This window comes from Shewanella sp. SM29 (assembly GCF_025654245.1).
In the GTDB taxonomy this organism is placed as follows: domain Bacteria; phylum Pseudomonadota; class Gammaproteobacteria; order Enterobacterales; family Shewanellaceae; genus Shewanella; species Shewanella oncorhynchi.
Genome location: NZ_JAKKRN010000043.1, coordinates 16,803 through 38,402, shown reverse-complemented (window position 1 = coordinate 38,402; position 21,600 = coordinate 16,803). Strand labels below are relative to the sequence as shown.

Genomic DNA, 21,600 nt, shown 5'->3' with positions numbered 1-21,600 from the left:
ACATGCTCAATGACAGACGGATATGACTGCTATCAAAATGCGTTAGCAGAGCGAGTAAATGGCATATTGAAGCAGGAGTTTTTAACACATAAGCCAGCAACGCTGCAGGAGGCACGACAGATGGTGGAAGAAGCGGTCGCCATCTATAATCAACGACGGCCCCATTTGGCCTTAAAATACAAAACGCCCGATGAGGTTCATCAGGCGTTTTAGGTGGAAATAAGTGTCAACTTATTTCAGGACTAGACAAATGTTTTTGTTGGTAACGCCTTAAATCAAAGTGGCTGTGGCTTAGATTGATTTTTGAGTAAGGTTAAACAATCTTCGGCATTTAAGGGTTTACTCAGTAAAAAACCTTGTACTTGATCGCAACCCTGCATCGCCAAGAAGTTGAGCTGTTCTTGGGTCTCTACGCCTTCGGCGACGACATTCAGTTCTAAGCTGTGAGCGAGGGCAATAATGGCGCTGGTGATGGCGGCATCGTCGGGATCGTTGGTGATGTCTCTGACAAATTCTCGATCGATTTTGAGTGTGTCTATCGGGAAGCGTTTGAGATAGCTTAGGCTCGAATAACCCGTACCAAAATCATCCACGGCTATGGTCAATCCTAGGGCCTTGAGTTTAGATAGGATGCTGACCGACTCCTGCGGATTGCCCATGATCATTGATTCAGTAAGCTCAAGCTCAAGAGATTGAGCTGGGAGACCTGATACGGCTAAAGCGACTTCGATGGTGGAGATAATGTCCGCCTTCAGTTGGCGGGCCGATAGGTTGACGGCAATAGTGATCCCGTTAAATCCTAAGCTATTCCATTCGGCTAATTGCTGGCAAGCATGATTGATCACCCAATGGCCAATTTGGGTGATGATGCCGGTTTCTTCCGCCAGCGGAATAAACTCGACGGGGGAAATGGGGCCAAGTTCAGTGTGATACCAACGTAAAAGTGCTTCCAGTCCTGTGAGTGAACCATCTCGTAAACAGAATTTAGGTTGATAAACCAAGCTTAGTTCTTTGCGTTGGATAGCTTCCTTTAAACCACTTTCGAGTTGTACATGACGGGTGGCGATTTCATTTAATTTAGAGGTATAAAACTGAAAGTTATTTCGACCTGATGATTTTGCGTGGTACATGGCGGTATCGGCAAATTTAATCAGTGAGTCGGCATTGTCCGCATCGTTAGGGTATAAGCTGATACCTATTGAGGTCGAAATGGTCAGCGTTTTATCGTCCAATAGGAAGGGCGTTTGGAATGCTCTGAGCACTTTTTCTGAGATCAGGGTTGCGGCTTTTGTTTTCGCAACACCTTCTAAAATAATAGTAAATTCATCGCCACCTAAGCGTGCGACAGTATCGCCATCACGCACTGCATTTTGCAGTCGTCTTGCCACGGCTTTCAGTAACAAATCCCCGACATGATGCCCCATAGAGTCGTTGATATGTTTAAAGCGGTCGAGGTCTAAGAACAGCAAGGCAACGATATTATTCGCTCTGTGCGCTTGAGTAATCGCGTGATTGAGCCTGTCTTGAAATAAAGTTCGGTTCGGTAAGCCTGTTAATGTGTCAAAGCTGGCGAGGAAACGCAGATCTTCTTCGGCTTTTTTCCGCTCAGTGATGTCGGTAAATACTGCAACGAAGTGACTGGTTTCGCCTTTGATATCGATCACTTGGTTGATTTCAAGCCAGACTAAAATGGCCTGACGTTGTTTATTGCGGATCCAGAGTTCTCCGACCCAATGTTTGTGACGCAGTAGCTGTTGTTCAATTGTATTGAACAACTCTCGCTGTTGGCGACTAAAGGCTAAGTGAATGAAATGCCTGTCGGTTATTTGGCGTTCTGTGTACCCTGTAATGGCACAAAATGCTGGGTTGACCGAACGAATTCGATAGTTTAATCCTCCCACTACAACGGCTTCGTTCATACTGTTGAGCACTTGTGATGACAGTACCAACTCGTTTTCAATCAGTTTGCGCGAGGTAATGTTACGGTTGGTCCCTGTCATGCGGATTGGATTATCTAGGCTATCTTTTTCCACCACTTTACCGCGGTCTAAAATCCATACCCAATTACCGGGGGAACGTTCGACTCGGTACTCTGCTTCGAAGAAAGGCGAACGACCTTGAAGGTGTTCGTTAAGCTCAAATTTGAATCTTTCTCTATCCTCTGAGTGCATGCTCTCATGGGCTATATTGCTGCTATTCCAATGGGGGACTGAAGAATCCATATTGGTACGATAGACTCGATTTTCTGGTATGTTCCAGTCCCACATGCCATCGCCAGAGGCCCAAAGTGCAAGTTTGAGTCGCTCCTCTGAGGCGCGGATACTGGTTTCAAATTCGCGCTGTTGCTGACGTTTCCTTTTACGCCAGATAATGATCCAAGCCAACAGCCATAGAGAGAGCAAGCTGTAGAGGGCGTAGGCGAACTGAGTTCGATAGAAGGGCGCTTGTACATGAAGATCGACAGACAGGGCGTAGTCACCTTGAGTGTTGTATTGCAGCCCATGGCGAACATGCAGTTGGTAGTGACCAGGGTTAATATTGGTGAAGGTGATTTCATTACCTGTGGGGAGCTCATGCCACTCGTTATCAAATCCCTCAAGAAAATAGCTGAAGCGGTTTTTACCCGTATAGCTGAAATCCAATGAGGTCACCTCAAAACTGATCAGCTGATCGCTATAGTCCATTACTATACTAGGTGGATGGCTCAAATCGAGAATAGTGTGTCCTTTACCCGCAATACTATAGCCAGTGAGTGCGACTTTAACATCGGGTCGTTGATCTGGAATTGACTTTGGATTGAAACGATTTATGCCATTAATGCCACCAAACCAGAGATCGCCATCGCTGTCTTCAAGTTTGACGCCACCGTTAAACTCCAGTGCTTGTAGCCCTTCTTGTTCGTTAAATATGATGACACGATTGGTTTTAGGATTGAGCTTTCCTATCCCCGCATTACTACTAAACCAAATGTTGTGTTCTTGATCCTCGAGTAAGGCATAGATGGTATCACTTGGTAATCCCTGATTGCGGGTATAGTGGCTAAAACCTGCATCAGTCTCTTGAGACGGTAACTTGCTGATCCCACCATGGGTGGCAAACCATACCTCGCCCGACTTTGTGACTAGAATGTCGCGGACACGGTTGTTGATCAGGCTGTTTTTGTCTGAGGATTGATGGAAGTAGGATTTACCTGTGCCTGTTTTCATATCCAGTTTAAGCAGGCCATCGAGTGTACCTATCCATAGCGTATCTTTGTGTGTTCTGAGGATTAAAAACTGGTTTTGTGCCGGATAGAAATTATCAATATGTGCCAATGAGATAAAAGTAAATTCATCGGTATCTATCGCCTTACGGTAGAGGGCATTGGTTGTTGCCACCCAGAGGCGACCTTGCTCATCAATATCTAAACTACGGATATAATTGGTTTCTGAGCCTTGATCAGTGCGTTCTGTCACCTTGAGTAACTGGAAGTGGCCATCTAGCGCCAGTCGACCTAGCCCATAGTTAGTGGCAAACCAAAGCACGCCATTTTTGTCTTGGTCTATATCTCGCAGGATAAGATTCAAGTTGCGTTGATGCATCCCTAAGGCGTTAGCAAAGAGTTCCGTGTAGTGTTCATATTTTCCATTGGCCAACATGCGTTTAAGCCCAGCACCTTCGGTGCCTATCCATAGCGCATTATCTTGGCTGCGGAACAAGGTGCGTATGTTGTTACTTTGTTGCGACAGGTTAGGGGTGGATTCGTAAATATGCTGAAAATACTGACGACGGGTATTAATTTTATCTAGACCAGAATAACTGGCACCTAACCATAAATTGCTAAAGGGATCTTGCAGTAAGCTCAGTATGTTATTTTCACTAATACTGTTGGTACGCTTAGGATCATACCTGTGGTAGGTCGCAGTAAATGCCTTATCGTTTCTCTCGAGTTGAATAAGACCAGCTTCTGGCCCAACAACCCAAAAGTCACCCTGCTCAGTTTGGATAAAATCTTTAATGTAAGGCACATTATCGTCTGTCTGCCAGAGGATTTCGCCCTGTTGTGACGCCAAGTTGTAATGCCATAATTGCTCACCCAGAGCTAAGGTGATCGCATTAGCGGAATGTGCCCTAATTTGATGTGCAGTGAGATTCTGCGGGACATTTAAGCGAGTGATAGTATTGGCACTGACAGCAAAGGTGCCGCTATCTTGTGTTCCTGCCAGAAGGTAAGTGTCTTCAACATTGGCTAAGCTGGTGATGTGGGGTTGAACACTATTACCTAAGTTCACTTGGGTAATTCGTTTGGTTTTGGTCGATAGGGAAAATAGTCCTGCTTTAGTACCAATCCAGAGTGTATTGCCTACAACGCTGAGTTTGGTTGTGCGCGGATCGGTAAGCCCTTGTTCTTGGCCAAAGTGTTCAAAGGTCCCTGTGCTCAAATCGAGTCGATTTACCCCTTGGCTGAAAGTCGAAACCCAGATATTACCTTCTGAGTCTTGAATAATGTCAGAGACATAGCTCTCAGAAATACTCCTCGGATCATTGGGTGAATGGGGGAAAATATTGAAGCTGTGACCGTTATAAGCATGCAAACCATCTTGAGTGCCAATCCATAACATACCTGCATTGTCCATAAACAGGCTAGTAATCGTATTTTGGGTAAGGCCGTCTTCACTGCGAATATGTTCAAATTTGAGCTGTGTGGAAGCCGCGCTCAATGGTTGAGCTAATCCATTGCACGAGATCCCCCACAAACTTAGGATAAAAAGCGTACTTAGCATTAGCTTGTGGATTAGTTGACTCAAATTTTCCCCTACCAAAAACGGACCCATCCTGATTAGGTTTCTATTTAGTTTAGTTCTTAGCCTAGACCTTACATGCCATTTTGCTGTAAAAATGCGACTTAAATTGCTGACTTGGCTTAAAAATAACCAAAATCGATGGGCGCGATTCTGTAATAGATCATGCAATATATTAACTGTACCGTTTTACTGCCAATATTCTTTTTATGACGAGTTTGTATTCTGGCGTTTTTGCTAAAGGATCTTAGCATTGTTTCAGGTATGTCAACATATTATGCTAAGACAAATACGGGCGAAGCAGATTAAAATGATGGGCGAGAATAGAAAAAAGACCTTGCCGGAAGGGGGAGAAGCAAGGTCTTTGGTTGAACTGTTTTACTTAGATAAAGTTACGCAGCGGGTACTCGCACAAAACCTTCCATCAGTACGCGGGCGCTGCGGCTCATAATGGCTTTGACAACCGTCCATTCTCCATTCACTAAGTTTGCCTCAGCGCCAACGCGCAAGGTACCAGAGGGATGACCGAAACGTACAGCATCTATCGTTTTGTGAGTGTCTCCACCGTTTGCGGCTAAGTTGACTAAAGTGCCGGGAATTGCCGCCGCCGTACCAATCGCAACGGCAGCCGTGCCCATCATAGCGTGGTGCAGTTTGCCCATAGACAAGGCGCGTACCAGTAGGTCAATTTCATCTGCATTGACGGTTTTACCGCTCGATGACACATAGGCTTTAGGCTTAGCGACAAAGGCGATCTTAGGCGTGTGTTGGCGTGCAACTGCTTCATCAATATGCGAAATCAAGCCCATACGCACGGCGCCATAGGCGCGAATGGTTTCAAATTTGGCAAGGGCGGCATTGTCACTATTAATATCATCTTGTAGCTCTGTGCCCGTGTAGCCTAAGTCTTCTGCGTTGATAAAAATGGTGGGAATGCCCGCGTTGATCATAGTAGTGTTAAAGCTGCCAATGCCCGGCACTTCTAGCACATCGACAAGATTGCCCGTAGGGAACATGCTGCTACTCCCTCCGTTAGAATTGCCATCTTCGTCAGGTGCCGGATTCATAAATTCGATTTGCACTTCGGCGGCGGGAAAGGTCACACCATCGAGCTCAAAATCACCGGTTTCTTGCACTTCACCCTTGGTGATTGGCACATGGGCGATAATCGTTTTGCCTATGTTGGCTTGCCATATTCGGACTGTGCAGACGCCATTGTGTGGAATACGGGCCGTATCAATTAAGCCATTGCTGATGGCAAAGGCACCGACAGCGGCGGTCAAGTTGCCACAGTTACCGCTCCAATCTACAAAAGGTTTATCGATTGCCACTTGGCCGAAGAGGTAATCGACATCGTGATCGGTTTGGGTGCTAGGGGAGAGGATTACGGTTTTGCTGGTGCTCGAGGTGGCTCCGCCCATGCCATCGATTTGTTTACCGTAAGCGTCTGGGCTGCCTATCACTCGCAGTAACAAGGCATCACGTGCGGGACCTGCAACTTGTGCGGCTTTAGGTAAATCCTGCAGACGGAAAAACACGCCCTTGCTGGTGCCGCCACGCATATAAGTCGCGGCGACTTTGATTTGTGGCGGGAAAAAATTCTTACTCATGCTATTAACTCCAAGGGGAATAGCGATACAGGTTAGCGTTGCTATCAAAGGTGGCGATTCACGTGTGGAGTCGCCACCTGTTGAAAGCGAGTTTTACTTCAGATTCGACTCTAAAAAGTCCTGAGCAAAACGCTGCAATACGCCGCCCGCCTCGTAGATAGACACTTCTTCGGCGGTATCGAGACGACACGTCACCGGCACTTCGATGCGCTCCCCGTTTTTACGGGTGATGACGACAGTCAAATCCGCTCTTGGCGCTGGCGTGCCGAGCACATCGAACACTTCTGTGCCATCTATTCCATAAGTTGCACGGTTGTCACCGGCTTTAAACTCCAGCGGCAACACGCCCATACCGACTAAGTTAGTGCGATGAATGCGCTCGAAACCTTCGGCAACAATGGCCTCAACCCCCGCTAAACGCACGCCTTTGGCAGCCCAGTCGCGGGACGAACCTTGGCCGTAATCTGCGCCCGCTATGATGATCAGCGGCTGCTTACGTTCCATATAGGTTTCAATCGCTTCCCACATACGGGTCACTTGACCTTCTGGCTCGATACGCGTCAGTGAACCTTGTTGCACTTTACCGTCAACGATTGCCATCTCGTTTTTAAGTTTAGGGTTGGCAAAGGTCGCACGTTGGGCGGTTAAGTGATCGCCCCTGTGGGTGGCGTAGGAGTTAAAGTCTTCCTCCGGCAAGCCCATTTTGTGCAGATATTCGCCCGCGGCGCTGTCCATCATAATGGCGTTAGAGGGCGATAAATGGTCGGTGGTGATGTTGTCACCCAGTACCGCCAGTGGTCGCATACCCTTGAGTGCACGTTCACCCGCCAATGCGCCTTCCCAGTAAGGTGGGCGACGAATATAAGTAGATTGCGGACGCCAATCGTACAGCGGGCTGATTTTTTCGCCATAATCGACGGCTAAATCGAACATGGGCTCGTACACTTTACGGAACTGCTCAGGTTTAACACTGGTCGCAATCACGGCATCGATTTCTTCATCCGATGGCCAAATGTCGATAAGTTTGACGGGGTTGCCGTCTTTATCTAATCCCAACACATCCTTTTCGATATCGAAACGTATGGTGCCGGCAATTGCGTAGGCGACGACCAATGGCGGCGATGCTAAGAAAGCTTGCTTTGCATAGGGATGAATACGGCCATCGAAGTTGCGGTTACCCGATAACACTGCGGTAGCGTACAAGTCGCGGTCGATCACTTCTTTTTGAATCACAGGATCCAGCGCGCCGCTCATACCGTTACACGTCGTACAGGCAAACCCAACAATCCCAAAACCGAGTTGTTCAAGTTCAGGCAATAGCTTGGCTTCTTCCAAATACAACTGCACCGCTTTTGAGCCGGGGGCGAGTGAGGTTTTGACCCAAGGTTTGCGGCTTAAGCCTTTAGCGTTGGCGTTGCGGGCAATGAGACCTGCGGCAATCACGTTGCGTGGGTTACTGGTATTAGTGCAGCTGGTAATCGCCGCAATAATCACAGCACCATCGGGCATTAAGCCAGGCTCGTTTTCGACTACGCCGCTAATTCCGCGCTCAGCCAATTCTGATGTTGGCACCCGTGCATGTGGGTTTGATGGCCCTGCAATGGTGCGCACCACCGAAGATAAATCAAAATGCAGTACGCGTGGATAGTGCACTTCGGTCAAGCTGTCGGCCCACAAACCTGCGGTTTTGGCATAGGTTTCAACCAGTTTAACTTGCTCGGCTTCGCGGCCAGTTAAGGTCAAATAATCTAAGGTTTGCTGGTCGATGTAGAACATGGCCGCAGTAGCGCCAAACTCAGGTGTCATGTTCGAAATCGTTGCGCGATCGCCTAATGTCAGTGCCGCTGCGCCTTCGCCGAAGAACTCTAAGTAGGATGAGACGACTTTTTGTGCGCGTAGAAACTCGGTCAAGGCCAATACGATATCGGTAGCCGTAATGCCGGGCTGTGGTCTGCCCGTGAGTTCGACACCGATAATGTCCGGCAGACGCATATAAGATGCGCGTCCCAGCATCACGCTTTCGGCTTCTAGCCCGCCGACACCAATGGCGATAACGCCCAGAGCATCAACGTGTGGCGTGTGGCTGTCGGTGCCAACTAAAGTATCGGGGAAGGCCACGCCATTGCGTGAATGCACCACAGGCGACATACGTTCTAAGTTAATTTGGTGCATGATGCCGTTACCCTGAGGGATGACATCAATGTTTTTAAAGGCTTTTTGCGTCCAATCAATAAAGTGGAATCTGTCTTCGTTGCGTCTGTCTTCGATGGCGCGGTTTTTGGCAAAGGCGTCTTTATCAAAACCACCAAATTCGACAGCGAGTGAGTGATCCACAATCAGCTGGGTTGGCACAACTGGGTTCACTTTGGCGGGATCGCCACCTTTAGCGGCGATCGCATCACGCAGACCCGCAAGGTCAACTAAAGCGGTTTGCCCCAAAATATCATGGCACACCACGCGTGCAGGAAACCAAGGGAAATCCAGTTCTTGCTTAGATTCGATAATCTGTTTTAGCGAGTCGGTCAAAACGGCCGGATCGCAGCGACGGACTAAGTTTTCGGCTAAAACGCGCGAGGTGTAAGGTAGCTTGGCATACGAGCCAGCTTGAATGGCTTCTACGGCTTCGCGGGTATCGAAGTAATCGAGCTGAGTGCCGGGTAAGGGCTTGCGATATTGGGTATTCATAGCAGTGCTCATAACATCATCCATTTCGGAAAATGAAGTTGGCGCGAGACTTACATTGAGTGAAATCTCGCGCCAAGTGTGGTCAATTTTGCTTAACGGTTGGCAATTGGTACCACTTTGCGCGGCGCCACGCCCACATAATCGGCACTCGGGCGAATGATGCGGTTGTTAGAGCGTTGCTCCATCACGTGCGCCGCCCAGCCAGTGACGCGTGAACACACGAAGATTGGCGTAAACAACTTAGTCGGAATATCCATGTAGTGGTACGCGCTGGCGTGGAAGAAGTCAGCATTACAGAAGAGTTTTTTCTGTTCCCACATCAGGGCTTCGCAGGCAACTGATACTCGGTATAGGCGGTCGTCACCGTTGGCCGCCGCCAGTTTTTCTGACCATTCTTTGATGATGGCGTTACGTGGATCGCTGTCGCGGTAAATTGCGTGGCCGAAGCCCATGATCTTATCTTTACGCTCGAGTTTGCCCATTAAGATGTCGCGCGCATCGGCTTCATCTTTCATATCTTTAATGAGTTCCATCGCCGCTTCGTTCGCGCCGCCATGCAGCGGGCCGCGCAGTGAACCAATGGCGCCAGTGACGCATGAATGCATATCTGACAGGGTTGAAGCACATACGCGAGCGGTAAAGGTTGATGCGTTAAATTCATGTTCTGCATAAAGAATTAACGATACGTCCATCACTTTAGCATGCAGTGCCGACGGCGCTTTGCCATGTAATAAGTGGAGGAAGTGTGCGCCAATTTGATCGTCATCGGTTTCAGTATCAATACGCACGCCATCGTGGCTAAAGCGATACCAGTAACAGATGATCGATGGGAACGCGGCGAGTAAACGGTCGGTAATTTCACTCTGTTCGGCAAAGCTGTGCTCGGCTTCTAAGTTGCCTAGCATAGAGCAGCCAGTACGCATTACATCCATAGGATGAGTGTCGGCTGGAATGCGCTCCAATACTTCTTTTAAGGCTTGCGGCAGACCGCGAAGGCCTTTGAGTTTGGTTTTGTAGGCATCAAGTTGGGCTTGAGTGGGCAGCTCGCCGTAAAGAATAAGGTAGGCGACTTCTTCGAAGGTGGCATTTTCACCGAGATCTTTCACATCATAACCGCGGTACGTTAGGCCCGAGCCTGACACGCCCACTGTGCTTAATGCGGTTTCGCCTGCGCTCTGGCCACGTAATCCTGCACCGCTTAGTTTTTTAGCTTCTGACATAATCCTTCCCTTCCGTTAACTCTGTTTGGTTATTGCTGGCGGATGAATGCACTTATTTTTGAGTGTTCATTCGCCGACATTTATTGGTTAAGGCTGCACTTTTTATGTAACGTGTTTAACGTTAAATCTGCATTAACGCCAAACCCTGTAGGGTTGCAGCTTTTCGGTGACGCCTTGCTGCTTGGGGGCAAAGCGTCTGGGTTTCAGTAACAACATGAGCTTGCGCTTCTACTGACAATCCATGGTCTTGTGTATTTTTCTTTCTCGCTTGTTTAGCTATTTATCTTGGCTGAACAGTTGATCTAACTTGTCTTCAAAGGCGTGGTAGCCCAAGTATTTATACAAGTCTTTACGGGTCTGCATAGTGTCTAGCACGTTGCGTTGATGACCATCATTCATCAGCGCTTGCATGACGTTCAGTGCGGCTTGGTTGGCTGCACGGAAAGTACCGAGTGGGTAGAGCACCATGTCGGCGCCCGCCTCGGCGAGTTCTTCTTTATTGAACAATTGGGTTTGACCAAATTCAGTCATGTTCGCCAAAATTGGTGCTTTAACTTGAGCCTTGAAGTGGCGATATTGGTCTAGCTCAGTTAAGGCTTCGGCGAAGATCATGTCGGCGCCGGCGGCAATATACGCTTGCGCACGTTCAATACCCGCTTCTAAACCTTCCACGGCGACCGCATCGGTACGCGCCATGATCACAAAGTTAGGATCGGTACGGGCATCGACGGCCGCTTTAATGCGATCGACCATTTCTTCAATACTCACGACTGCTTTGTTGGGTCTGTGACCGCAACGTTTTTGCGACACTTGGTCTTCCATGTGCACTGCGGCGACACCGATTTTTTCGAATTCTTTGATGGTACGAGCAATGTTGAATGCGCCGCCCCAGCCAGTATCGATATCGACCAATAAAGGCACCTGCGTGGCAGAGGTGATGCGGCCTGCATCAATCAGCACGTCATTCATTGAGGTCATGCCTAAATCTGGCAAACCGTAGGAAGCATTGGCAACGCCAGCGCCCGAAAGATACAAGGCTTGGAAGCCAGTTTGCTCTGCCATTAAGGCAAAATAGGCATTGGTGGTACCAACGATTTGTAACGGTTTGGCCTTAGCAAGAGCTTGGCGAAAACGTAATCCTGCGCTTTGAGTCATGGTTTTATCCTTTTCCATTTTATGGGAAGTGGGCATATTGAGCCGTAAGAACTTAGCTAATGTTGGCTAAGGTTTCTTTTGCGGCTGCATTGGCTTGCAATTCAATTAAGCGTAATTCGGTATTTTTACGCCCCTGTTCGATATGGCGGCGCATCAGCAAACTGGCCAACTCACCATCGCGCTGGGCAATGGCTTCGACTATGCGTCTGTGCTCGGCAATCGCTTTCACGGGACGATTTTTATTAGTGCACTGGTAGCGATACATACGCAGCAAGTGATACAGGCCGCCGACTAAGGTTTCCTGCAGATGCTTGTTACCGCTGGCTTGAATAATTTGGTAGTGGAAGTCGACATCGCCTTCTTCTTGGAAGTAAGTATCGCCCTTGGCGAGCGCCGCTTCTTGCGTTGCGAGCAGATCTTCTAGCTTGGCTAATTGTTCTGGGGTAATACGGCTGGCGGCGAGTTCGCAGGCCATGCCTTCAAGCACGCTACGTAGTTGATATAAATCGTTAAGTTCACTCACTGTCAGTTGGGCGACGCGGGCACCAACATGGGGCGCACGCACTACTAAGCGTTGTCTTTCTAAGGTTTGCAGGGCTTCGCGGGTCGGGCCGCGGCTGATGCCGTATTTTTCGGCCAGTGCTTGCTCGTTAATCTTGCTGCCTGCAGGCAGTTCGCCCTTGATGATGCTGGTTTGGATCTGCACCAAAATTTGATCGGCTAATGTGGTCGACGTCTTATCTGCCGAGGTCGATTTGACCTTGTGCAGGTGGGGAACTTGAGTGTCATCAGAAACGAACGTCGTGTCTTGCTTCAACATAGAACGCATCACTATTAATAGGATTGTCGACAATGGGTAAAAAATAGCCCTCCCTTGGTGGATTGTCAACAATGTGTTTACTTAGACGTAAGTCTATATTTCAATGAATTTCTATTTTTATTATTGATTTTTATCATTTTATTTTAATTATCTCGTTGTTAATATTTTATGTTATGAATATTTAAATATTAAATTGTCAACAATGGCGTGGTTTTAACCTTCCAACCTCGTTGCGGATGTTGATGGTTTTGGGGGAAATCGTCCAAATGCATTTGGCATGTTTATCCTTCGCGTTATGCTATGGGCGGAATGAGACATTTGGGGATGACAGTGGAAAAAGTGTTAGTGAGCAGTTGTTTACTCGGACAAGCGGTGCGCTACGACGGTGGCCATAACTTGATGGAGAGCGAGCTGGTGCAAACGTGGCTCGAACAAGGGCGGATTGTGGCGATTTGTCCCGAATGTGCAGGCGGTTTGCCAACACCTAGACCGCCAGCGGAGCGGATTGGACAGCGCATCTTAACTGCCCAAGGTGAGGATGTGACCCACGCTTTTAGTCTGGGAGCCGATCTCGCGCTTAAGCTGGCGCAGCAACACGGGATTAAAGTGGCGATTTTAAAAGCCCGCAGTCCATCCTGTGGTAATAGGCAGATTTACGATGGTCAATTTGTAAAACAGTTAATTGCGGGACGAGGATTAACAGCTGAAAAACTCAGCGCCGCAGGAATAACTGTATTCAATGAATTGGAGTTATCCGCTGCAGCGGCATGTGTTGCTGAACTAGAGCAAAGCTAGAGACGAGCTAGCTTGCTTGAGTGTGATTTGGGCTGGTGGCCTTATTGTTCACACTTTGATGTGTTTGGAGTAAAGCATCAATTTGTTGGTCTTTTTCCGCCCACACTTGGTTTAACCAGCGCTGGAATTCGACGCGGTACTCAGACTCAGAGAAATAACGTGCCGCATCGACCTGAGGCACGGGCAGGGCGTTAATTCGCACAATAATCTTACTGACCTTACCATTCATCACCCCAAACAGAATATCTTCAGGCGCATCTGGGTAGACGATTGTCATATCCAGCAGGTTAGTAAATTGTTCGCCCATGGCTGATAAGGTAAAGGCGATACCACCCGCTTTAGGACGTAACAAATGTTGATAAGGCGAGTTTTGGCGCTGATGTTTATCTTGGGTAAAACGGCTGCCTTCAACATAGTTAATGATTGACGTGGGCATATTGCTAAACTTGGCACAGGCGCGGCGTGTGGTCGCTAAATCTTTGCCCTTAAGCTTTGGATTCTTTTTGAGTTTTGCGGGGCTGGTTCTATTCATAAATGGCATATCCAGCGCCCAACATCCTAGGCCCATGATGGGCACATAGATGAGTTCTTTTTTGAGGAAGAACTTCAGCATGGGAATGTGGTTACGTAACACGTAAGTTTGCGCGGCGATATCGAATCCACTGAGGTGGTTGCTGATCAGTAAATACCAGCTGTTTTTATCGAGTCCTTCGAGCCCTTTGACATCCCACTCAATTTTAGCGATCAAATACAAGATGCCACCGTTGCAGCAGGCCCAAGCCCACATAAAACGGTTCATGACCGCAGTCACCGCATTGCGCGCACCTTGCGCTGGCATCACAAGTTTCACTAATCCGCCAATGCTGATAAGCGAGCCCCAAATGGCGGTATTAATGATCAGCAAGCTTAAGCTCAGCATAAACAACACTGAACCAGGCAGGAAATTCAACATAGTGGCGTTACCTTTATTCTTTATTCGCTTGGCTAGCGAGTTGGCTTAACACTTGATCCTTAGTGAGCCAGAGTTGATTCAGTTGTTCTTGGAAGCCAATTTTAAAATCGCGGTCATTCATATAATCGCCGCGCATCGCAGGATCAATATCGGAGACCTTGATGTGTACTTTAACGCTTGGCAACTTGCCTGTCAGGTAGTCCCAATAGCTCGGTACTGCGTCTGGGTAGTAAATGGAGACATCGACTAGTTTGTGGATCTGTTCACCCATGGCTGATAGCGCGAAGGCCATACCGCCCGCTTTAGGTTTTAGCAAATGTTGGAACTGTGAGTTTTGTTTTTGATGCTTAGCCTTGCTGAAGCGCGTGCCTTCGACAAAGTTCATCACACTCACAGGCTTAGCCTTAAACTTAGCACAGGCTTTACGTGTAATTTCAATGTCTTTGCCCTTTAACTTAGGATTCTTACGCAACTGCGCTGTGCTATAACGACGCATAAAAGGAAAATCGAGTGCCCACCAAGCTAGGCCTAATACAGGTACAAAAATCAGCTCTTGCTTGAGGAAAAACTTTAAGAAAGGGATTTTTCGGTTAAAAATCCGCTGCAGGATCAGGATATCGACCCAAGACTGGTGGTTGGCAATCACCATGTACCACTCTTTAGTGGAAAAGTCGGTGTCACCACTCAGTTCAATCTTAACGGGATGTAAGCAGCGTTCAATTACGCCATTAACACTGATCCAAGCGCTGGCACAAAAATCGAGTACATGGCTAGTCGCAGTCCTTAATGGACTGATAGGTATCAGTTTTATAAAACTGATTAACACGATTGGGATAGTCCAAAAGACGGTATTTATAACGTAACCTAAAAATGCAATACAGCCTTTTATCTGTGAAAACAGCATTCCCATCCGAGCCCCCTGACAAAAATTGGAGGCCTATGTTACTCGGTGTAGGCGTTTGGCTCAATCTTAGGCACAGCTGGTCGGTGCATTTGTTCATCTTCACTGTAAAGCGGCTGACTCAATATTGCTGGGATAGTCGTGCTAGCAACCTATCCATAGCACGATAACCTAGTGCTTGGGCAAGATGACGGCGTTCGGTATTAGGTGCTTGTTCAAGATCGGCGATAGTGCGGGCGACTCTTTGTATACGATGAAAACTGCGAACCGATAGGCCAAGCTTGACCACGCTTTGCTCCAAAAACACTAAATCAGCATCACTGAGCCCGCTGAAGCGTTTCAATTGTTTCCCTGTAAGTTCGCTATTGAGCACACCGGCACGGGCGAGTTGTAGCTCACGTGCTAGCTTAACTCGTTTGGCGATATCTTGGCTGGTTTCTGTCTGCGGCGCGGCTTGAGTCAAGGTGCCCGCGGGAAGTTTGGGCACTTCTATGGTCAAGTCGAAACGATCGAGAAACGGACCTGAAAGCCGCGAAAGGTAACGTTGGATTTGTTCTGGGCTGGATCTATGATGGCTATCCAAGTCGCCACTAGGGCTAGGATTCATCGCTGCGATTAATTGGAATCGACTTAAAAATGTCAGCTTAGCGGCGGCGCGGGAAATCACTACTTCGCCGGTTTCCATCGGTTCGCGCAGGCAATCTAAGACTTTACGCGGAAATTCAGCCACTTCATCCAAGAATAATACACCGCGATGGGCGAGGGAGATCTCCCCTGGTTTTGGGATACTGCCACCGCCCACGAGGGAAATCGAAGAACTCGTGTGGTGCGGCGCCCTAAATGGTCGCTGTAAAAAATGCTGCGGTTTAATGTCGAGTCCAGCAACGGAATGAATTGCCGCCACTTCTAACGCTTCCTCATAATTGAGTGCGGGCAATAGCGCCATCATGCGGCTGGCAAGCATGGTCTTGCCTGTACCTGGCGGGCCTAGCATCAAGAGGTTGTGGTTACCCGCAGCGGCAATCTCGAGTGCTTGCTTGGCCTGATATTGGCCAATCACATCGCTCAGGCAAGTATGGGACTCAGGTGTCTCTTGGCTTACCCATTCTAACTGTGGCGCCAGTGTTGGCAGTTGGTTTTGCCCTTGTAAATACGCGGCTAGACTTTGCAGATGCGAACCAAATAACACATTGGGATAGCCGACTAGCTCGGCATCGTGGCGGTTATCTAGCGGTAAGACCAAGGTATGGTCTTGGCGCTTTGCAGCGATAATCGCGGGCAATAACCCTTGGCAGTAACGTATGTGCCCTGACAGTGCCAGCTCGCCGACAAACTCGATATTTTTTAAACTGTTAATGGGAATCTGTTCCGAAGCGGCCAATATGCCCACGGCGATGGGTAAGTCGTAGCGACCACCTTGTTTAGGTAAATCAGCTGGCGCGAGATTGACTGTTATCCGCCGCATCGGAAACTCGAATCCCGCATTGATCAAGGCACTGCGTACTCGCTCACGGGCTTCTTTTACCGAAGCTTCGGGTAAGCCTACAAGATTAAATGCTGGTAAGCCGTTGCTGAGATGCACTTCAACTGTGACTTGAGGAGCTTCGACCCCACAACTGGCTCGGGTATTGACACAGGCTATCGCCATAAACAAATCCTTTTGCTAATTTTTTTGCGCTGAATTTGAGTGTAGCAGTAATTAATGGGAGGGGTTTCCTATCGCCTAGGTCGTAGCCCTTCTCATTAGCAAGCCGTTGACTCCGGCTTTGCTAATCGTGTGATAGGTTTGGCAATTTGCCTTATTTGAAGGTGGCAAATAGTTGATAGAAATGATAAAAAAACAAATATTGGAGTCGTGAGGTAAATATGGATATGTTGTTAGCAGAAAATTCCCCCATTCGTCAGCAGCTGCTAGAGCAAAAGTTGGCGCAGTTTAAAGACCCGCATCTTGCCCATACGCTTTCGGCATTTATTCGCAGTAGTGTCGATCTCTATCCCTGTGCAATCGAAGATTATGCTCAGTTAGGCAATAGTAGGCTGGGTGGTTTACCGGATTTGCCTGTTGGCATGGATTATCCGGTGACTTTGGTCGGAAGGGAGGAGATGTTGGATGGCTATGTTGAGAGCTTTGGCCATACCCGCGAGTTTATTAATGAGCATTGGCGGGAGGACTGGCAGGACGATTGGGAGACTGATGAGGAGCATCATTGGGATTGGGATGAGGCTGCGCAAGCCTTCCGTGTGCCCATGCAATTTATCGCACAGCTCAACTGCAGCGACCTGAAGGCGTTTCAATCTTATTTGCCTCGAGAAGGGCGATTGTTGTTCTTTTTGGAGCGCTGGCGATTCTCGGAAATGCTTCGCGGCCATGTCTATTATGTCGCAGAGGATCAGCAACTGAACTCTGGAAAAGCGATTGCCGAACCTAAGTTCGACGATGCGGTATGTGCAAACTATGAGTATGAAGAGGCTTATCAACTTCAGGGAATTGCCAGCATTAAGATGATAGCCCCTGACATGATTAATAGTGACAACCCGCATTTAGTAAAGTTAGCCAAGGCACGTTTACAAGCGCTACCAGAACCGCAACAAGCTATGGTGCTGGAGGCCCTAGCGGTTGTGGATGATGAATTGGCACCAGAGTGGCAAGATCAGCTCAAGGGCTATGAGCTGATACAATTGAATGAGCAGGGGTTTATCCCTGGTCAGATTCTCACTCAATCGCAATGGGCTAATACCGACTGGCAGTCATCCAACTTGCAGGTATTGCTGGTCCCCGAGCAGCCGCTACCGTATTACAATGGTATCGCCAGCATTAATGGCCATGGCGATAGTCGCTATAAAGCCCCCGAACTCCATGCCGCGGCTGAATTAGGCGGCAATGCCGAAGATTATCTAGTACTGTTCAAAGTCGTCTACAGTGAGCATTCTATGCAATTGAATTTTATTATCCACCGGGACGATTTAGCGTTAGGAAAATTCGATCGCATTTACTGCATATATGATTATTAGTTCATCGAAAGGTTGGCTACACCCAACCTTTTTGCTGGGCGATGCGGGCTACACAGCACTTGGAGTATATCGAGACGATTGAAGGTGTATGTTGCGACCGATTAAAAGAAGAGTCGCAAGCACAATTTAGTGCCTTTGAATGAATATGAGTTATAACGGATTGATTCTGGGAGAAATGATTACCACTGAATAGATTGAGTGCTTGATAGTTATATTTAATTATTTCAATCAGTTAATAGAGGTTAGTCAACCTATGCCATTATATGAGGGCATCGTTGCACAGTCTCAGTTGGTTGACCCTCCACTGAAAATCATGGTTCCCCTCCCCACGACCTTGATTCAACTTGACCGCTAGGCCGCATTAACGTCTGAGTTCTAACTTGTATTCCTTTTAAGTCCCCGTCATTTTCTCCGTGGTTAGGTCGCAAGACTGAGCATAAGGCCGCCACTTACATCCCCATAAACATTCTGCTACTGAGCCACTCGAACTCCTTATACAGACAGGGTGTCGGAATAAATAGTCAGCATATAAAGTATACTTTGTATCATTTTGTGGTTTAATCGAAACATCTGCTGCCGATTTTAGCAACATTTTGGGCGGCGATGCGGTAACAAGGTTGTGAATCGATAATAATAAAGTGACCTCTTGTGAAGGATGACATTTGAGGGAACATGGTCGAGGAGAACTCGCCTATGCGTTCGTGGATGTTAGCGTGTGTGTTTATCTGTACTGCGGGTTTTGGTGGGGCAGCATGGGCAAAACTCGATGTGGTTTTCTTTAATCCTGGGGCTGTCGATGACAGTTTTTGGGGAGATGTCGACCAATTGATGTTGGCGGCATCGACGACACTCGATATTAAACTCGATATCATTCATTCCGATCGCAATCACTTCAAGATGATCACTCTACTCGATGAGTTGTTAGCTTCTGCAAAGGCGTTACCTAATTACGTTATTCTGGTTAATGAAAAACAATCCGCGATAAAAATGCTGCAGGCGCTTTATCCTCACCCTGTCTATGTGCAATTGATTTTAAATGATATTTCCCCTGGCGAGCGTGATGCTTTGCTGCAAGATCCCCATTGGCAAGAATATCTGTTACCCGCCATTATTCCCGATAATTACGCTATTGGTTCGGCGACCGCTAAGGCCTTAATGGACGACTTAGAGGGAAAGGCGGCTAAAGTTCTGTTGATTTCGGGCGATAAATCGACGCCTGCTTCAGTGCTACGAACCCAAGGCGCCAGTGACTATTTCTTTATGCAGTCCAATGCCACTCTGACTCAAACGGTTTATGGCCAATGGAGTGAGGCTGTGGCTTATGGGCAAGCGTTAACCCTGCTGAATCGTTATCCTGATCTGAATGTGATTTGGACCGCCAGTGATCGTATGGCGATTGGGGTGCTTAAGGCATTGAAGGAAAAAGGTTTGGTGTCTGGTAAAGATGTATTTGTCGGTACGATCAATACTTCACCTGAGATTTTACAGCTTTGTCGCCAGCACTCTGTGAGTGTTATTGGTGGCGGGCATTTTTTGGTTGGCGCTTTAGGTTTGGTCGAATTGCAATATTATCAGCAGCATAAAAAATATCTCCCCTATGACAATGTTGCTTTGTTCGGTGTTTTGCAACCAGATTCGGCATTTTATCAAATGTTAGTTGCTCGAGATTGGCCACAGATTTTCCAGTCTCAGATTTTGAATAAGTTGCCCCTCAAGGCGTAATAACAGGTGTACATGAAGCATCGTAATCATTCTATTAGCCACAAGATGACGCTGATTATTATTGGGGTGAGCTCGTTTTTTGCTGTATTAACTATGCTGGTACAGTTGATTTGGAACTATCAGGATAGTATCGATAATGCGACTTCGGATATCCGCGAGTATTCAGAATCTATTTTGCCAAGCGTGGCGAAGTCACTGTGGGACGTCGACCGTAGCTTGTTATCGGATTTGCTCTCTGGACTGGGGATGATGCCATTAGTGTCGAGTGTACATTTAGACAGTATCGATGGCGTCACTATGCATCTGGGTAAACCTTTGTTAACCGATGATGAGTCGCAAACTCTATTTCACTATCCTGTGACCTATCAAGAGCAGTCGATAGCGACTTTGACCGTAGGGTTAGATACCAATCGGCTTTACTACGAGCTGTGGCGGCAGTTGATTTTTATCGTGCTCGGTAATGGGTTAAAGACCCTATTGATGATTTATTTGATTTTGACCTTAGTGCGACTCATGGTGACAGATAGATTGTCGGCACTGGAAGATTTCACTAATAAAATCAATCTTAACTCGTTAAAAAAGTTATCTGTGCCCGAGACGGTAACCGCAAGACCCGATGAAATAGCCCATGTGGCATTGTCACTTAAGGGTATGTATCAAAGGATACGTAATGATTTAGCCATCAATAAACGTCAGCAACGTGCACTGCAACAACAGCAGCATTTATTGTCTGACTTAGTCAAAGAACGAACTAAAGAATTAGATTGGCAGTCGCAGTCGAATCAATTGTTGGCAGAGATTTCGTTGCAATTTTTGAGCATAGATACCTGCAATGTGGATAAAACCTTAACTGAAGTATGCCACAAAATAGGTCAGTTATTTGATGTTGAAAGGGTGAGTCTTCTTGAATTCAATCAGCAGCATGCCTATTACCGCAGCTTTTGGACCAGTGACTTACACGCAAATAAGGTCCAAGTGATTTCGGTAGATAATATTGCTCAACTGGCTAAAAAATTCGAGACGGAATCGACCTTAGTCATTGAGGATCTTGAGGCGTTAAAGGCTTTTTCACCACAGGAATATGAGGTAATGAAATCCGTGGGGATATGTTCGATTGCCGCCTTTGCGATTAAAAATGCTGAGGAGTTATTGGGATTGCTCTCGCTGTCGACTGTGTCGCGGCCATTAAATTGGAACGCCCAGAAAAAGAATATGCTGACCCAATTCGCCTCCGCATTGAACGAGTTACTGCTACGCGAACAGAAAGAGCGTCAGATGATAGTGCTACAACAAGCGCTGGTTGCCGCGAATAGCCAGTTAAAGGTGATGGCTGAGACCGATGAGTTAACTGGCTTAGCTAATAGACGACCCTTTACTGAAAGATTAGCTACTGTGCTACAAGCTAACACTCCAGCGGGATTGTTAATGTTAGATATCGATTATTTCAAATCCTACAACGACACTTATGGTCATCTTGAAGGCGATACTGTGCTTAAACGGGTGGCTGATGCCTTAGCACAGTGCGATATCCTGCCGCACAATGCTCTATTGGCTCGCATTGGTGGTGAAGAGTTTGCTTTGGTCGTCGAGCAGGTCACGCCAGCACAGTTAACGGCTATTGCTACGCAACTGTGTTATCTCGTTGAGCAACTCAATATTCCCCATCAAGTATCTCCCTTGGCTGTGGTGACGATCAGTATTGGCAGCGTGTTTTTGCCATTAGATAAGATCTCTGGGTTTAAGATGGCCGACGTATTACGCCGCGCCGATGTTTGCCTCTATCGCGCTAAGGATAAAGGTCGCAATAGAGTCGAGGTTGAAGTGATTTAATGGGAGCCGGTTGAAGGTGACGTTACTCTTTCGCCAAGATATCCCAACACGTTGCTGGATTGGCTACTGAGCTTCAAGAGTCTAGGCGCTATGCTGCAAAATTGGAGACATATTCGG

At 47.5% G+C, this 21,600-nt stretch carries 14 protein-coding genes; 5 read left to right on the top strand and 9 right to left on the bottom strand.

Annotation, left to right across the window (positions count from 1 at the left end; translation table 11 throughout):
• On the top strand, nucleotides 1–213 hold a 213-nt coding region (locus L5L77_RS20705), incomplete at its 5' end, for an integrase core domain-containing protein (protein WP_263186454.1).
• Between the two features lie 62 nt (nucleotides 214–275).
• On the opposite strand, the gene L5L77_RS20700 is transcribed toward L5L77_RS20705, so the two are convergent.
• The 6 genes from L5L77_RS20700 to L5L77_RS20675 all read right to left on the bottom strand — a co-directional run bounded on the left by L5L77_RS20700 (nucleotide 276) and on the right by L5L77_RS20675 (nucleotide 12,271).
• A complete protein-coding gene (locus L5L77_RS20700; protein ID WP_263223379.1) occupies nucleotides 276–4,802 on the bottom strand; it encodes an EAL domain-containing protein in 4,527 nt (1,508 codons plus the stop codon).
• Nucleotides 4,803–5,173: 371 nt separating this feature from the next.
• Nucleotides 5,174–6,391, bottom strand: a complete 1,218-nt coding sequence (gene prpF, locus L5L77_RS20695) for a 2-methylaconitate cis-trans isomerase PrpF (protein ID WP_263193117.1) — start codon at nucleotides 6,389–6,391, stop codon at nucleotides 5,174–5,176.
• 93 nt (nucleotides 6,392–6,484) lie between these two features.
• The gene (acnD, locus tag L5L77_RS20690; protein WP_263186599.1) at nucleotides 6,485–9,088 is read right to left on the bottom strand and encodes a Fe/S-dependent 2-methylisocitrate dehydratase AcnD; all 2,604 of its coding nucleotides are present in this window, start codon (nucleotides 9,086–9,088) and stop codon (nucleotides 6,485–6,487) included.
• 80 nt (nucleotides 9,089–9,168) lie between these two features.
• Nucleotides 9,169–10,296 (bottom strand): 2-methylcitrate synthase, encoded by a 1,128-nt coding sequence (gene prpC, locus L5L77_RS20685; RefSeq protein WP_263173991.1) that lies wholly within the window; start codon nucleotides 10,294–10,296, stop codon nucleotides 9,169–9,171.
• A gap of 276 nt (nucleotides 10,297–10,572) precedes the next feature.
• Entirely contained in the window at nucleotides 10,573–11,451 is an 879-nt protein-coding gene (gene prpB / locus L5L77_RS20680) for a methylisocitrate lyase (protein ID WP_006084450.1), read from the bottom strand.
• A gap of 52 nt (nucleotides 11,452–11,503) precedes the next feature.
• Nucleotides 11,504–12,271, bottom strand: a complete 768-nt coding sequence (locus L5L77_RS20675; protein WP_006084449.1) for a GntR family transcriptional regulator — start codon at nucleotides 12,269–12,271, stop codon at nucleotides 11,504–11,506.
• 300 nt (nucleotides 12,272–12,571) lie between these two features.
• Here L5L77_RS20675 and L5L77_RS20670 point away from each other — a divergent pair, with 300 nt between their 5' ends.
• Nucleotides 12,572–13,066 (top strand): DUF523 domain-containing protein, encoded by a 495-nt coding sequence (locus L5L77_RS20670; protein ID WP_263182403.1) that lies wholly within the window; start codon nucleotides 12,572–12,574, stop codon nucleotides 13,064–13,066.
• A gap of 7 nt (nucleotides 13,067–13,073) precedes the next feature.
• On the opposite strand, the gene L5L77_RS20665 is transcribed toward L5L77_RS20670, so the two are convergent.
• From L5L77_RS20665 to L5L77_RS20655, 3 genes are all read right to left on the bottom strand, one after another.
• A complete protein-coding gene (locus L5L77_RS20665) occupies nucleotides 13,074–14,018 on the bottom strand; it encodes an acyltransferase (RefSeq protein WP_263223377.1) in 945 nt (314 codons plus the stop codon).
• A gap of 13 nt (nucleotides 14,019–14,031) precedes the next feature.
• Nucleotides 14,032–14,928, bottom strand: coding sequence for an acyltransferase (locus L5L77_RS20660; RefSeq protein ID WP_105250476.1), 897 nt, complete (start codon nucleotides 14,926–14,928; stop codon nucleotides 14,032–14,034).
• A 112-nt stretch (nucleotides 14,929–15,040) separates the two neighbouring features.
• The gene (locus L5L77_RS20655; protein ID WP_105250475.1) at nucleotides 15,041–16,567 is read right to left on the bottom strand and encodes a YifB family Mg chelatase-like AAA ATPase; all 1,527 of its coding nucleotides are present in this window, start codon (nucleotides 16,565–16,567) and stop codon (nucleotides 15,041–15,043) included.
• Between the two features lie 218 nt (nucleotides 16,568–16,785).
• Between L5L77_RS20655 and L5L77_RS20650 the strand changes: the two genes are divergently transcribed.
• The 3 genes from L5L77_RS20650 to L5L77_RS20640 all read left to right on the top strand — a co-directional run bounded on the left by L5L77_RS20650 (nucleotide 16,786) and on the right by L5L77_RS20640 (nucleotide 21,483).
• Nucleotides 16,786–17,931, top strand: coding sequence for a YwqG family protein (locus tag L5L77_RS20650; RefSeq protein ID WP_263186769.1), 1,146 nt, complete (start codon nucleotides 16,786–16,788; stop codon nucleotides 17,929–17,931).
• 693 nt (nucleotides 17,932–18,624) lie between these two features.
• On the top strand, nucleotides 18,625–19,653 hold the full coding sequence (locus L5L77_RS20645) for an ABC transporter substrate-binding protein (protein ID WP_131524932.1): 1,029 nt from the start codon (nucleotides 18,625–18,627) through the stop codon (nucleotides 19,651–19,653).
• 45 nt (nucleotides 19,654–19,698) lie between these two features.
• Nucleotides 19,699–21,483: a GGDEF domain-containing protein gene (locus L5L77_RS20640; RefSeq protein ID WP_263223378.1), complete on the top strand. Its 1,785-nt coding sequence runs from the start codon at nucleotides 19,699–19,701 to the stop codon at nucleotides 21,481–21,483.
• Nucleotides 21,484–21,600 lie beyond the last annotated feature (117 nt).

What these genes read in the sequence shown, in the direction of transcription:
- prpF (WP_263193117.1), bottom strand. Translation starts at nt 6,391, where the DNA reads ATGAGTAAGAATTTTTTCCCGCCACAAATCAAAGTCGCCGCGACTTAT.
- acnD (WP_263186599.1), bottom strand. Translation starts at nt 9,088, where the DNA reads ATGAGCACTGCTATGAATACCCAATATCGCAAGCCCTTACCCGGCACT.
- prpC (WP_263173991.1), bottom strand. Translation starts at nt 10,296, where the DNA reads ATGTCAGAAGCTAAAAAACTAAGCGGTGCAGGATTACGTGGCCAGAGC.
- prpB (WP_006084450.1), bottom strand. Translation starts at nt 11,451, where the DNA reads ATGACTCAAAGCGCAGGATTACGTTTTCGCCAAGCTCTTGCTAAGGCC.
- L5L77_RS20675 (WP_006084449.1), bottom strand. Translation starts at nt 12,271, where the DNA reads ATGTTGAAGCAAGACACGACGTTCGTTTCTGATGACACTCAAGTTCCC.
- L5L77_RS20670 (WP_263182403.1), top strand. Translation starts at nt 12,572, where the DNA reads ATGGGCGGAATGAGACATTTGGGGATGACAGTGGAAAAAGTGTTAGTG.
- L5L77_RS20665 (WP_263223377.1), bottom strand. Translation starts at nt 14,018, where the DNA reads ATGTTGAATTTCCTGCCTGGTTCAGTGTTGTTTATGCTGAGCTTAAGC.
- L5L77_RS20660 (WP_105250476.1), bottom strand. Translation starts at nt 14,928, where the DNA reads ATGGGAATGCTGTTTTCACAGATAAAAGGCTGTATTGCATTTTTAGGT.
- L5L77_RS20655 (WP_105250475.1), bottom strand. Translation starts at nt 16,567, where the DNA reads ATGGCGATAGCCTGTGTCAATACCCGAGCCAGTTGTGGGGTCGAAGCT.
- L5L77_RS20650 (WP_263186769.1), top strand. Translation starts at nt 16,786, where the DNA reads ATGGATATGTTGTTAGCAGAAAATTCCCCCATTCGTCAGCAGCTGCTA.
- L5L77_RS20645 (WP_131524932.1), top strand. Translation starts at nt 18,625, where the DNA reads ATGCGTTCGTGGATGTTAGCGTGTGTGTTTATCTGTACTGCGGGTTTT.
- L5L77_RS20640 (WP_263223378.1), top strand. Translation starts at nt 19,699, where the DNA reads ATGACGCTGATTATTATTGGGGTGAGCTCGTTTTTTGCTGTATTAACT.